Consider the following 11,776-nt stretch of genomic DNA (forward strand, 5'->3'; position numbering starts at 1 on the left):
CAGCGCAGACCTGACGTACGGCCTGGCGAGGAACACCTGCCCGCACCCGGTTGGAAGGCGTACTGGTTCGCCGGAGTGCTGCGGCTATTCGTCAGCGGAGCCCTGACCGGTGCTGTGGCAGCCACCTACCCGCAGAGCACGAATCCACTGGTGGCGTTTCTCATCGGGCTAGGAGCGCTGTCAGCCGTCCAGCAGGCAACGGCAGTGGTGCCGTTGGTGGTCAAGAGCGCAGGAAGGGCTGCTCTGGGCGGCGTAGTGGACGAAGCCCAGATGCAAGTAGGGACTCCCCAACAGAACGGGCAGCAGCCTGGCCCCCGGCAGTCGAACGGTGCTCTGCCACGGCCCCAGACGGGTAGTCCTTCAGCAGAGAATCCGCAGCCGGACACGGGCGTTGTCTCAGAGCAGGATCCGATGGGCGGAGGAGGTGCGACGTGACAATTACTGCCAATTCCTTCACAGGCCGCGTCCTAGCCGTGTTGTCACGTCGCTCGCCTGGCTTCCGGCCTCCCCCGAAGACCTCCAGTCTCCTGCCGCCGGATAGCCCTGCTACGCCTCCTCCAACTCCACTCTCGGATGCTCCTCACCGCCGTGATATTCCTCAGGCTGGTTCAGCCCTGGGCAGCGTGACAGGACTGAGCCTGGCTGACGTAACAGCTCGCTGGAAGCTCGTGTCTCCACAGGAGCGGCTCCGGCGTCGCGGCGCCCTCCTGACAGCTGCGGATGTCCTGCAGACTGCCACCGCGGCCCTCGGTCTCGGCCGTGCCCTTGACCGCGCTCGCGAACTCGACTTGGCTCTCGACCACGGCCTCGACCGCCACATCGACCTCGACTACGCCCGCGCCCGCGACCTGGCCCACCAACTCGAACGCGCCCGCGAACTCGCCCGCCACCTCACCCCCGACCTCCTCCGCCACCGCCATCTCGCCCCCGTGCTCGAACTCGCCGACGAACTCGCCCACCCGTTCGGTCTCGACCTCGGCCTTGACTCCGCCCTTGACATCGACCTCGCCCGCGCCCTTGCCCTCGACCTTGCCCTCGCGCTCGACCTCACCCGTCAACTTGACCGGCTCCTCGACCGCGACTTCGGCCTTGCCCTCGACCTCGCCCGCGCCCTCGAAAGCGGAGTCGCCCCCGCCCGCGCCCGCGAACTTAAGCTTGACCTTGACCTCGACCTTGGACGCGCCCTCGGCCTTGCCCGCGACCTCGCCGGCCGCCTTGACGTCGCCCGTGGCCCGGCTCGCGATCTTGCCCTTGACCTCATCGAAGCTCATGACAACCTGACCGACGCTGCAAGCAACTTCCTTGGCGCTGATCTCGCCGTTGTGGACCTTGTTGAGATCAACCTGGCAGGGATCCGCTGGGACAACGACACACGATGGCCCACCCCTGAGTGGACAGCTCGTATCTCCAGAGCGTCCGTAGAGGACCCTCCTGGATCCGGGGTCTTCGTTGTCCGTCCCGAAGAAGACCACGACTTCGCCGATCTGGGATCCCTGGCACCAATCTCATGAGACGGCACAGCAGGCATTATCGCCGTCTTCTTCCAGCGTCTTGGTGATTTTCGCGTTGGCCGCTTCCTCGTGGCCGTCGATGCAGCCGTGGTAGCGGCGATGGATCACCTCGGGAGAGTTGCCGACTCGCCGGGCTACCTCGGCGATCGGGACTCCGGCGTTGAGTCATCGCGTGATGCAGGCGTGCCGCAGGTCGTAGGGTCGCCCGGCCAACGGCGAGTCGACGCGCTCAGGTGGGAGCGCGTACTCCCGCGCTTCCTCCCACACACGCCAATAGGTGGATGAGCCGACCACTCCCCCACGTTCATTGCCGAACACGCGGCCTTCCTTGGCTGTGCCGAACGCGTCCAGGTGCACCTGCAGGATCGTCACCAGAACGAGCGGGATGGGGACCGGACGGTCACTCTTGGCCTCCCTTGCCTTCAGCCCACGGCGGTCGTGACGTTCTCCGGAGTCGGTCCATTGCTTCCCGGACACGGGACGCGTCTCCCGGAGCGTCAGCGTGCCCCATCCTGAGTCCGGGAGATGGCAGTCAGACCGCCTCAGCCGGACGCAGGCCCGCGTAGTACAGGACCGCGTAGAAGGCCACCAGGCGCCTCCCACGGCACCGATCCCACGATCCAACGGAAACTGCCGCAAGCAACTGACGGGCCTGTAGGGCGTTCACGAGGACGCGCCGGTCCACCATGTCGTTGGAGCCGACGTGCTTACGTCGGGCGCGCTGAAGCGGGTTTTCCGAGAGTGCGCCCGCGATCACTGCGTGTTCGAGAGCGGTGTTCAGGGCACGGCGGCGACGCCTGTACGTGTCGCCCGCCGCCGGGGTGCCGTCCAGCTTGTATCCGAGGCGATAGAGCACGTCCTCGAACACCGCAGCGTCTGCTACATCGGCCACCGGACGATCCGTCGTCGTGAGCCAGTCATACGCGGCTTTGAGGTCGGCCGGCGGGTCCTCGCCCGCATTCGCGGGCACGATCCCCCACCGGAAGGCCAGCCGCAATTGCTCGTCCGAGGGAGCGCCGTCGCAGCGTTTGACCATGGCGAGCGTCACGGCGGCAAGACCGTCCGCCATGCCCTCTCGGGCCTTGGCCGCGCTCGTACGCCACCGCCCGGCGACGTATTTGCGGCAGAACTCGAACCACCGCAGCGGCGGTTCTTCTTCTGAGGCTTTCGCCGCTTCCGCTGCCGCGCGGACTTCGGACTCAGGCTGTCCGCTTGCGATCTCGAAAGCCTCGCCCCGGCGCATTGCCTGCCGCAGTTCCGAGCTTCGGTTTTCGGCGAGTGCCGACGTGGCGAACGTGGCGCTACTCACCTTCCCGCCTACGACCCATCGCAGTTGGTACGGGCGCGCTTTCCGATTGACTTTCGTGACCTTCCACAGTCGGACGTCGAGGGAATACCCCTGCTTGGCCTCCCCCTACGGCCGGAGGACGGGAGCGTTGTCATCCGTGCTCACGCAGCGTCCTCCCGCTCTGTAAGCCAACGTTCGTACTCCGACCGCCGAATCCGTACATCGCCGTTGGGGAGCTTGATTGCGCGGGGGCCTTTGCCGAGTTGGCGCCACCGGTAGAAGGTCGATGGGGCGACCTTCAGATCGGTGATGACCTCTTGGACGGTCATCTTTTCGTCCTGCGTACGGGCGGTCATTCCCTCTCCCTCGGCTTCGTCCGTACCGGACAGGCCGGACGGCTCCAATTCCGACTGTCCGGGGTGTTCGTGCTGGTCAGATGGGGTAACCGGACAGCCGGACAGTGCGCACCCTCTTGCGTGCCCTCTGTCCGGGTGTCGGTGTCCGGGTAGTACCGGCCGCTTGGGTCCTTGGTGAGCTGTCCGGCGTCGGCCATGCGGTTGCAGGTGCGCCGGATCGTGTCCAGGTCGACGTTCGGCAGCTCGCCCGCCATGTCCTTCGGCTTGGCGCCGGGGTGAGCGCGAATCGGCTGGTCAGAGCCCATCTGCAAGCTCAACTCTGATTGTGCCCCGGAGCCGTGTGCGCAGGTTCGAATCTTGCTCTCAGGCATCGCCGCAGGTCAGAAACGTGTTGTCCCTCTGTTGGCCGGACGCAGGTTCATCCCCACCCGGAAACCCGCAGGAGAGGGGAAGGCTGTCCAGGCCGGCTCGCCAGGCGCGGGCAACGCGATCTCCCGGGTGCGCGCGATGCCCATGCTCCCTGGAGCTTCGGTGCCTCACAAAGCGCCTGTCATCAGTCGGCCGACGAAGTCCATGTGCTGCGTGTGCCCCGCCTGGAGCCACGTCTCGGCATTGCCGGAGCCTTTCGAGCCGTTACCGTACGCGCAGGCTCGCAGCCAGCGCTCACCTTCGGCGTGTCCCGGGTCGCCGAGCCCGCGGAAGCCGTTGTGCTCGACTATCCAGCGGGCCTGGGCGCGTACCCGGGAGACGTGGTCGGGACCCCTGGTCGGCGCTCGGGCGATGAGGAAGCCGTCCGGTGTGGTGTAGCGCAGCAGGCTCCAGCCCGGGCCTGGTTGCCGGACGGGGGCGAAGTTGGCGCTGCAGGCGTGCTCCACGGAGTAGTCGCCGTAGACGATACTTCTCGCCAACTCCGGGCGGGCGGTGCGCACCAGGTGGTGCAGCCGCCAGTCGTGGCGCACGGCGGTACGGGTGGGTTGCATGTCGATGTCGTCCATGACCCGGGGGAAGGCGCCGGCGGTGAGGACGAGCGTGCGCCACGGGACGAGGGCGCCGAGGAGGTCGATCGCGATGAGGGCGGTCTTCACGGCTTCCCCGGCGTCCGTGACCGGTCCGAGGTCCAGAATGAGGTCGAGGCGGGAGGGTGGCAGGCAGAGGCGGTCGATCAGGTCGAGGAGCTGCGGGCGGAGACTGCCGTGCGGGTCCAGAGGCTCGTGGAGCGCGAGCCGTATACCGAGGCCGCGACCACTGAGGAAGGCGAGGTCGGCGGCGTAGCGCTGGTGCCTTGGGGCGCGCTCGGGCCCGGTGACCAGGCACAGGCGGCTTCTGACGGCCAGGTGCCACAGGCTGCCCGCGGACCCGTGGATCAAACGCTCGACGTGGACCGCGTCGACCCAACCAGCGTTGTCGCCCATCGTCTCGATGAGGTCGTTCACGCGCGGGGTGAGCCAGTCATTCAGCAGGGTCTCGTCGGTCTCCGGGTCGGACGCCGGAGGTACGCCCCGAAGACGCTCAGGCCCGACACGTGGTACCAGGGTCCACAACGGCTCGATCCGGCGCCTTACCGACGCGTCCATGCGTTCGTAGGCCCGCCTGGCGGCTCGGGTGGTCGGCAGTACCGGTACGTAGACGGTTCTGGCCATCGCGGCTCCCCCGTGGTCCCGCAGCATGGGCGTGTCGCGCCTGATCGAAGGGTGCGGGGAGAGCTTTCATGACGAAAGAGGGCCATTCAGGCCACGGCGGCGGTCGGAACCGCGTTCGGCGCGCCCGTGCAGTCACGCCAGCGGGGCTGTCCTCGACCGTCCGGTCCGCGTCCCGCCCTGCTCTGCAGGACTCGATGGCATGCCGAAGAGCCGTGGCCGACGCAAGCCGGGTGGCGGCAAGAGCCCGTACGCCGTTCGCCGCATCCCCTGCGACTGTCGGATCGTGTCCTGCGGGAGGCCCGAACGCAGCCTCTGGAAGACAGGAATGTCCTCGCGGTGGAGGCGTGGGCGAGCGGGTGTCTGGGCGAGGCGTGGCCGGCCGCCGGGATGATGGAGCCGAGCCGGAGCAGACGCTGTGTCTTGAGGTGGTGGGACGGGCTTCGACGACACCGTCCCCGCATGGCCTTGCCGCGGTGGCCGCGCTGGAGGGGGTCGGCCCGTCCGACGGCCGCTCCCTGCTCGGCGAGACAGTGGAGATCCTCGCCGGGTCGCAGCCGCTGCCCGCCGGGCACGCGGCCGCGCCGCACGGCCCGGTGCGGGCCTGGCGCGCGGTGGATGTGTGGGACAGCTAGCGGGTGCTGTTCGTCGAGTACGACGGTCCCGTCCCGCACACGCTGATGGCGCAGATCAGCGAGGTCGGCGGCACGATGGTCGACAAGCCGGCGCTGCTGACGCCGGCGGCGGCCGAAGCCTGGGCGGCGATGCGGGAGGACCGCGAGGTGCCGATGCCGCCGGTCGAACAGGACTCGGCCCTGGTGCTGCGGTGACGGGCATGCCCTGGCCCCGCCAGGACGACGAGGATTCTTTCGGCGGCCTTCGACGACAAGGAGGCGTGGGGTCCGGCCAGGCGGATCTCGGCCGCCTCGCCGCGCGGGGCGTCGACCTCACCGACCGCGATGCCGTCGACGCCGCCCTTCGCGCCCTCGACGCCGAACGGCTCGCCCGGCACCTCACTGGTCGGCCCCGGCCGTCCGGCTCCTGACACATGCCCCCAGCCAGACGCGCGCCGCGCTGGCAGGCGGCGGCTCGTATCGTAGGGCAGAGATCTGAAGAGCAGGCAGGAACAAGTGGATCAGAGCGATTCCCTCATGGCGCGTCCCTCAGTCGGAAAGCTGCTGGCACGGAGCGGAGATCTCAAGAGCGAGCTGGTGGCGTTCGCGCAGGGTCCGCGCTTCGCTCGGCGACTGGATGCCCGGCTCGACGAGGCCGAGGACCGACTCGGCTTCCTGGACGAGGCAACCGCCATCCAGACGATCGATCACTTCGCGCTGCAGTACCGGCTGGCCGACGGCTCCACAGTCGTCGAGCAGTTCGTGGCCCAGCGCCGGCCGCCGCTGTCGCAGGACGAGCGTGCGATGCTGCTCGGCTGGCGCGACGTGGTCGAGGGCCTCTTCGAGGTACAGGGCCTGGATCGAGGCGCCGCCCTCCTGCACAACCTGCTGGACGACCTCACCTACCGGGTCCACTCCAACCTGGGGCGGCGCGCTCTTAGGAAACTGCGTGACGGGATGTTCGTCGCCGCGCGCATCGTGCCCGTCCACCCCGACACCGACGCCTGGGTGGTCAGCGGCAACCTCACCACCTACCCGCCCGGCGACGGTTCGGAGTTGGCGCAGGTCGCCGTCCAGACTCTGGCTGCCCATCCGCAGCTGCTGCGCCGCAATCCCGAGATGCTGCGCATGGCCTGGGAGATGCAGGCCGAGGCCCGTTCCGACTTCATCGAACTGTTCGGCACCGACCTGCTCGTCCTGGACCCGGCAGAGGCGCAAGTCCGGTTGCGGGAGTATCACCGTCACCGGCAGGAGAAGGCCCTCGCCGAACTTGACGTCGAGGCCGCCGCGCGGGCGAGGAACAGCGGTCCCCCGGTTGACGAACTCAGCACCCTGCCCGAACACCTTCTCGACTCGGACGACATCGCTGTGATCTGTGACGAGGTCGAAGGCATCTGCTATTACGCCGACTTCGGCCGCCTCGACGCACTGTTCGCCGATCCCTCTCTGACCCGTGACCGCGCCCGCCTGAGGCAGCTCCGGGAGTACCTGAACGACGACTCCGTCTCCCCCATGGTCATCCGCCGCCTGGTCCAGCGGCATCCCGGGAACGCCGACGCGGTGTTCCGCGTGCTGCTGCGCAAGCCCGCGTTCACCTGGGAGCGGGACGGGGAGGAACTGCTGCGCCGTCGTAAGAAGAGTCACTACACACACGAGCCCCTGCCAAGCATCACCCCCGTCGGCGCCCGCCTCGCGGAACTCCTGCGCTCGGAAAGGCGCCCCAGCTGATGAGGCCCACCACCGCGCTCGCCGCCTTGGTCGCGGAGGCGATCGTCGATGCTACGACGAGTACGAAGAACTGGGGCATCCTGAGTCGCGTACCCCCGTCTCGCCGCTACTGCCAGGCACGGACCAGGTCTTCAGGCCCCAGTGCGCCGCGAGCGGCAGACCGCCGACGACACCGCTGCGGGACACCGCGACCAGTGGGGTGTCCGGTCCGGCACCGGGCACCGCGAGCGCATCCCGAGCCAGGGCGTCGTATTCACGCCGGCCGAACGGCTGGGACTCCCGCCACTTGATGGAGCCGACGAAGTGCACCGCGTGTTCTACGGGTTCACGATCGGTGCCCACCAGGTCGATCTCGGGGTTGTTCTGCCGGTTCCAGCAGCCGCCGACGGCCTCTGTCTCCGGCCATCGCTCGTCGGGCAGCAGCCGAAGCAGCGACTCGCGGATGAGCGGCTCGACCGCACGCCCGCGCCAGGTGGTCCAGGACCGCTCGTTGCGCTCCAGGGCGAGGTCGCCCCGGCCGCGCTCGATGAGCGGGATCCCTCGTTGCAGGAAGGCCAGCCAGAACCGGAGATACGGATCGGCGATGCGGTAGCGCTTGTTCTTGGTGTCGGCCTTCGCGGACAGTGGCAGGTCGGCCGCCAGAACCCGCTTGGCCTGCGAGGTGTTCAGCAGCGGGGACAGCGTGCCCGATGGCAGGGCACCTGTGCCCCCGGCCTGTGCCGCGATGGTGGAGAAGGTCCGCTCGCCGCTGCCCACCGCCTCCAGCACCGCCCGCGAGTGCGACGCCTCGGGGAACTCCCCCAGCAGCGACAGCTCGCCCGCGACCAGCAGCGGAGACAGCGGATTCGCCACGGCCTCGCGCAGGAAGTCCGCCCGGCCCATCCCTGGCCGCCACGACTGGACGATTTCCGGGACGCCTCCCGTGATCAGCAGCGCGTCCGCCGCATCTACGCTGTGGCTCCGGGCATGCGCACCACCACGTCAGGCCCAGTTGCTCTCCGCCAGGAGCTTCCTTGGACGCGGTCACAGTCCGGCGTGCCAGTTCCGCTCCAGATCCGCGGCGTCGAATACGCTGCCAGGACGTCCGACCTGACGTCCGTGGATTGCGTGCACACAACTGACTGCGGCACCGCGGCGGCTCTTCAGGTTGGCCCGGATGGCGTAGCTGCCCGTATGCGGAAGGGTGTGGCATGAGGTCCCCAGGCGTGCACCTACGGGAGGTCACCGACGACAACCGGGACGCTGTTCGCGCCCTCCGCGTCCGAGGTGATCAGAAGCAGTTCGTCGCCTCCGTGTCCAAGTCGCTCAAGGAGGCGGCCAAGAAACCGGAGGCCAATCCCTGGTACCGCGCCGTGTACCGCGGCGACGAGCCCGTCGGGTTCGTCATGCTCTCGTGGAAGCCGCCGGCTGGTCCCTACAAAGGGCGGCACTTCATCTGGCGCCTCCTCGTCGACAAACGGCACCAGGGGCGGGGGATCGGCCGAGAGACACTCACGCAGGTCGCCGCCCTGGTCCGTGCGGACGGCGCCACCGAACTGCTGACCAGCTACGAGCCCGGCGACGGCGAACCGTGGCCCTTCTATCAGAAGTTCGGGTTCGAACCCACCGGGGAGATCGACGACGGCGAGATCGTTCTGCGACTCGCCTTCCCCGCTCGGTGAGCTGTTACGGAAGCGCGACGGTTCTGTCCTCATGCGGGGGAAGGGAATCGACGTTGCGTTGTCACACCCGGTTACTACGCTTCGGGCATGGGGCTTTCGATATCCGTCGGGTTGCTTTATGACCAGGTGCGCAACGATCCGGAAGGGTATGAGTACCACCGGCGTGGCTTCGTGCGGCTTGGTCGGGCGCTGCGTGCTGAGGGGGTGCGGTGGGCGGAACCGGAGATCGCCGCTCCGCCCAGCCCTCACGTCTTCTCTGGCGGGTTCCCGTACGGGTATCTGACCCGGCTGCGTCGCGTCCTTGTCCTAGCCGACCGGGGAGAGCCCGTGGTTCCCGTCCCGCAGTCCGGCAGCGATGCGTGGCACCGTGACCTTGCGAGGATCGACGACGAGACCTCGTTGTTCGCCTCCCACCTGCTGTGTCACGCGGACAACGCCGGCTATTACGTTCCCGTCGACTTCGCCGATCCGCTCTTCCTCCCACCGGAGTCAGGGGTCGCCGGGGCCGGGATGGTCGGCTCCAGCCAACTGCTCCTGGCCGAACTGGACGGCCTCGCGCCTGCGTTGGGCATACGTCTCACCGACACACACGCCTCGCATCCGGGGTCCGTTGCACAGGACGTATCCGTCGGTCTCGCGGACGACGACCCGTTCGGACCGGAGAAGTGGGCCTGGGGCCAGCTCCGCCAGGCTTGCCTGGCGAGCATCGCCGGTGGGCACGCCGTGGTGTTCCACTGATTCCGGATACTCGGGGTTCACAGTGCGTGGTCGTCCATGCGGCGCATCAGGTTCCGCTTGCGTTTCTGGGCCGTGCGCAGGGCGGTGACGTACGCGGTGAACTCGTCCGGCGTGCCCAGGCGGCGGTGGCAGTCTCGGATGCTCAGCAGGAGGTCGACCAGCTGCTCGTAGACCGAGTTCCCGGTCTGCTTGGCCAGCGGCTCGGCCAGGCGCAGGTAGACGCCCAGTGCGTCGGCGGGGCGGTCGGCGCGCGCCTGGTCGGCGAGGGCGCGCCACTGCCGGTCCTGGGCGCCGGTCCGGGTGGCGGCCTGCCAAGCGCAGAGGTAGTCGACCAGGGCGGTGTCGACGGCGGCGAGGTCCCGGGTTTCCCGGATGTCGCGTTCCGCCTCGTCCAAGCGCCGGGCGGTATCCAGCTCACGCGCGATGACTAGGTGTGTGTGGCCGTTCGGTGCGAGGTCGGCCGCCTGGACGGCGATCACCGCGTCGACATCCCCGCCCGCTTTGGCCAGGCGTTCCCTCAGGTACTTCTCGGCCCAGCCGGTACGGTTGCGCCCCCATGCCTCGACCGCCGACTCCCGCAGGACGGCCATTCCCTCCGCGCCGAGTACGTCCTCGTAGTCGAGCGGATCGATGGCGGCATGCCGTCGTCCAAGTCGCCGAGCGCATGGCCGACCAGCCGGCGCGCGAGTTCCCCGGGGTCGGGGCGCCACAGCACCGTAGTGGCTGGTCGCTCCCCCACGTTCTCGGCTTGGCTCGAACAGGGGCCCCATTGCGGCGGAGCCGCATATCACTACAGCGGGCGGCGGCCCTGACGGTCTTGCCGCTCAAGTCGCGCTTCAGCGGTGGTCCCTATGGTCGCGCCCGGTGCTGCCCTCGGGTGAGTGGCGGCGAACACTTAAGGGGGTGCCATGGAGATCCCGGTACGGCTGCGACAGGCGCGCGCCGCGCTGCTGCTGGTCTTTCTCGTCCACGGCGCGGTCTTCGCCCTGCTGGTCACCCGCATCCCGGCGGTCCAGGACCGGTACGGGCTCAGCGACGCCGCGCTCCCGTTGTTCCTCGCGGCCGTGCCGGTCCTGGCCGGTGTCGGCAGTGTCACCGTCTCGCGCGTGGTACGGCGGGTTCCCGCCCCCGTGGTGGTACGCGTGCTCCAGCCCCTGATCTGTCTGTGCCTGGTCGGGGTCGGGGCGGGCGAGGCCGTCTGGCAACTGGTGGCCTGTCTGAGCGTGTTCGGGCTGCTGGTCGGTGCCATGGAGGCGAGCCTGAACATGACGGGCGTGGGGATCCAGCGCGGCTACGGTCGCAGCATCATGCTGGGCTTCCACGGTTCCGCCAGCCTCGGCGGCATCGTCGGCGCCCTGCTCGCCTGGGCCGGAGCCCACTGGCATCTCTCGCTGTTCGTCCTCTTCGCCGGTTCGGTCGCCTTGCTGCTGCCGTTCGCGGTGTCGGCCGGACCGCGTCTGACCCGGCAGTTGGGCGGGCCGGGCGCGGTGGCGGGCGGCCGTGCCATGGCCGAACCGGCCGCGCGGTCCGCTCGGTCACGCGGAGTCCCCTGGATGCCGCTGCTGCCGCTCTGTCTGATCATGACCGTGGCCGTCGTCGCCGACTCCACCGCCACCAACTGGAGCGCGAAGTTCCTTGAGGACACCCTGCACAGCTCGGAGGCGATGGCGACCGTGCCGTACGCCCTCTATATGGCGGCCACCCTGGTGGGCCGTGGTCTCGGGGACGGCTGGGTGCAGCGGTGGGGAGCGGTGGCCGTGGTACGGGCGGGTGTCCTGCTCTCCGCGGTGGGGTTCGCCGTCATCGCCGCCTCACCGGAACCCGTGACCGGTGCGTTCGGCTTCGCCGTCCTCGGCGCGGGGTTGTCCGTGATCATGCCCCAGCTCTTCGTGGTCGGTGCGCAGCGGCTGCCGGGGACGGTGGACACCGCCGTGGCCCGCGTCAACCTCTTCAACTACGTGGGCTTCCTGATCGGGCCGCCCCTGGTCGGGGCCGTCGGTGCGGCCGTGTCCTACCGGGCGGCCATGTGCGTGCCGCTGCTGCTCGTCCTGGGCGTCCTGCTCATCGCCGGCACCCTGGCCCAACCGGACCACCCGACCGGCCCCGACGCGCAATCCCACTCCGGCGCGGAAACCGACTCCCGGGCGGAATCCGACCCCGGCGCGGAATCCGAATCCGGCGCCGAATCCGCCGCGCCCGTCCCGCGGTCCGAAACGACCAGGACGACCGCCGGCTGACGGCGC

Annotated in this window: 13 protein-coding genes and 1 pseudogene; 7 read left to right on the plus strand and 7 right to left on the minus strand. The window is 69.1% G+C overall.

Annotated features, from left to right (window positions below):
- Nucleotides 1-608 precede the first annotated feature (608 nt).
- The 5 genes from AC27LF_RS37000 to AC27LF_RS37020 form a co-directional block, all read right to left on the minus strand.
- Nucleotides 609-1,271: a hypothetical protein gene (locus AC27LF_RS37000; protein ID WP_479660706.1), complete on the minus strand. Its 663-nt coding sequence runs from the start codon at nt 1,269-1,271 to the stop codon at nt 609-611.
- Between the two features lie 405 nt (nt 1,272-1,676).
- The gene (locus AC27LF_RS37005; protein WP_479660707.1) at nt 1,677-1,883 is read right to left on the minus strand and encodes a hypothetical protein; all 207 of its coding nucleotides are present in this window, start codon (nt 1,881-1,883) and stop codon (nt 1,677-1,679) included.
- A gap of 160 nt (nt 1,884-2,043) precedes the next feature.
- Complete coding sequence (locus tag AC27LF_RS37010; protein ID WP_479660708.1) at nt 2,044-2,820, minus strand: hypothetical protein; 777 nt, start codon at nt 2,818-2,820, stop codon at nt 2,044-2,046.
- 140 nt (nt 2,821-2,960) lie between these two features.
- The gene (locus AC27LF_RS37015; RefSeq protein ID WP_479660709.1) at nt 2,961-3,155 is read right to left on the minus strand and encodes a helix-turn-helix transcriptional regulator; all 195 of its coding nucleotides are present in this window, start codon (nt 3,153-3,155) and stop codon (nt 2,961-2,963) included.
- 536 nt (nt 3,156-3,691) lie between these two features.
- Entirely contained in the window at nt 3,692-4,795 is a 1,104-nt protein-coding gene (locus AC27LF_RS37020) for a beta family protein (protein WP_479660710.1), read from the minus strand.
- Between the two features lie 473 nt (nt 4,796-5,268).
- Between AC27LF_RS37020 and AC27LF_RS37025 the strand changes: the two genes are divergently transcribed.
- The 4 genes from AC27LF_RS37025 to AC27LF_RS37040 all read left to right on the plus strand — a co-directional run bounded on the left by AC27LF_RS37025 (nt 5,269) and on the right by AC27LF_RS37040 (nt 7,134).
- On the plus strand, nt 5,269-5,427 hold the full coding sequence (locus AC27LF_RS37025; RefSeq protein ID WP_479660711.1) for a hypothetical protein: 159 nt from the start codon (nt 5,269-5,271) through the stop codon (nt 5,425-5,427).
- Nucleotides 5,428-5,430: 3 nt separating this feature from the next.
- Nucleotides 5,431-5,622, plus strand: coding sequence for a hypothetical protein (locus tag AC27LF_RS37030; protein WP_479660712.1), 192 nt, complete (start codon nt 5,431-5,433; stop codon nt 5,620-5,622).
- A 65-nt stretch (nt 5,623-5,687) separates the two neighbouring features.
- Entirely contained in the window at nt 5,688-5,837 is a 150-nt protein-coding gene (locus tag AC27LF_RS37035; RefSeq protein WP_479660713.1) for a hypothetical protein, read from the plus strand.
- Nucleotides 5,838-5,943: 106 nt separating this feature from the next.
- Nucleotides 5,944-7,134 (plus strand): hypothetical protein, encoded by a 1,191-nt coding sequence (locus AC27LF_RS37040; protein WP_479660714.1) that lies wholly within the window; start codon nt 5,944-5,946, stop codon nt 7,132-7,134.
- 51 nt (nt 7,135-7,185) lie between these two features.
- Here the strand turns inward: AC27LF_RS37040 and AC27LF_RS37045 are convergent, their stop codons facing one another.
- Nucleotides 7,186-8,016 (minus strand): DUF234 domain-containing protein, encoded by an 831-nt coding sequence (locus tag AC27LF_RS37045; protein WP_479660715.1) that lies wholly within the window; start codon nt 8,014-8,016, stop codon nt 7,186-7,188.
- Between the two features lie 308 nt (nt 8,017-8,324).
- Between AC27LF_RS37045 and AC27LF_RS37050 the strand changes: the two genes are divergently transcribed.
- Complete coding sequence (locus AC27LF_RS37050; protein WP_479660716.1) at nt 8,325-8,795, plus strand: GNAT family N-acetyltransferase; 471 nt, start codon at nt 8,325-8,327, stop codon at nt 8,793-8,795.
- A gap of 327 nt (nt 8,796-9,122) precedes the next feature.
- On the plus strand, nt 9,123-9,533 hold the full coding sequence (locus tag AC27LF_RS37055; RefSeq protein ID WP_479664451.1) for a hypothetical protein: 411 nt from the start codon (nt 9,123-9,125) through the stop codon (nt 9,531-9,533).
- Between the two features lie 17 nt (nt 9,534-9,550).
- Here the strand turns inward: AC27LF_RS37055 and AC27LF_RS37060 are convergent.
- Nucleotides 9,551-10,239, minus strand: a pseudogene (locus AC27LF_RS37060) (SWIM zinc finger family protein); the annotation flags it as partial.
- Between the two features lie 202 nt (nt 10,240-10,441).
- On the opposite strand from AC27LF_RS37060, the gene AC27LF_RS37065 reads away from it, so the two are divergent.
- Nucleotides 10,442-11,770: an MFS transporter gene (locus AC27LF_RS37065; RefSeq protein WP_479660718.1), complete on the plus strand. Its 1,329-nt coding sequence runs from the start codon at nt 10,442-10,444 to the stop codon at nt 11,768-11,770.
- Nucleotides 11,771-11,776: the final 6 nt, after the last annotated feature.

Source organism: Streptomyces diversicolor (assembly GCF_057537855.1).

Coding starts and splice junctions, on each gene's coding strand:
- AC27LF_RS37000 (WP_479660706.1), bottom strand. CDS start 1,271: ATGAGCTTCGATGAGGTCAAGGGCAAGATCGCGAGCCGGGCCACGGGC.
- AC27LF_RS37065 (WP_479660718.1), top strand. CDS start 10,442: ATGGAGATCCCGGTACGGCTGCGACAGGCGCGCGCCGCGCTGCTGCTG.
- AC27LF_RS37020 (WP_479660710.1), bottom strand. CDS start 4,795: ATGGCCAGAACCGTCTACGTACCGGTACTGCCGACCACCCGAGCCGCC.
- AC27LF_RS37045 (WP_479660715.1), bottom strand. CDS start 8,016: ATGGGCCGGGCGGACTTCCTGCGCGAGGCCGTGGCGAATCCGCTGTCT.
- AC27LF_RS37040 (WP_479660714.1), top strand. CDS start 5,944: ATGGCGCGTCCCTCAGTCGGAAAGCTGCTGGCACGGAGCGGAGATCTC.
- AC27LF_RS37015 (WP_479660709.1), bottom strand. CDS start 3,155: ATGACCGCCCGTACGCAGGACGAAAAGATGACCGTCCAAGAGGTCATC.
- AC27LF_RS37050 (WP_479660716.1), top strand. CDS start 8,325: ATGAGGTCCCCAGGCGTGCACCTACGGGAGGTCACCGACGACAACCGG.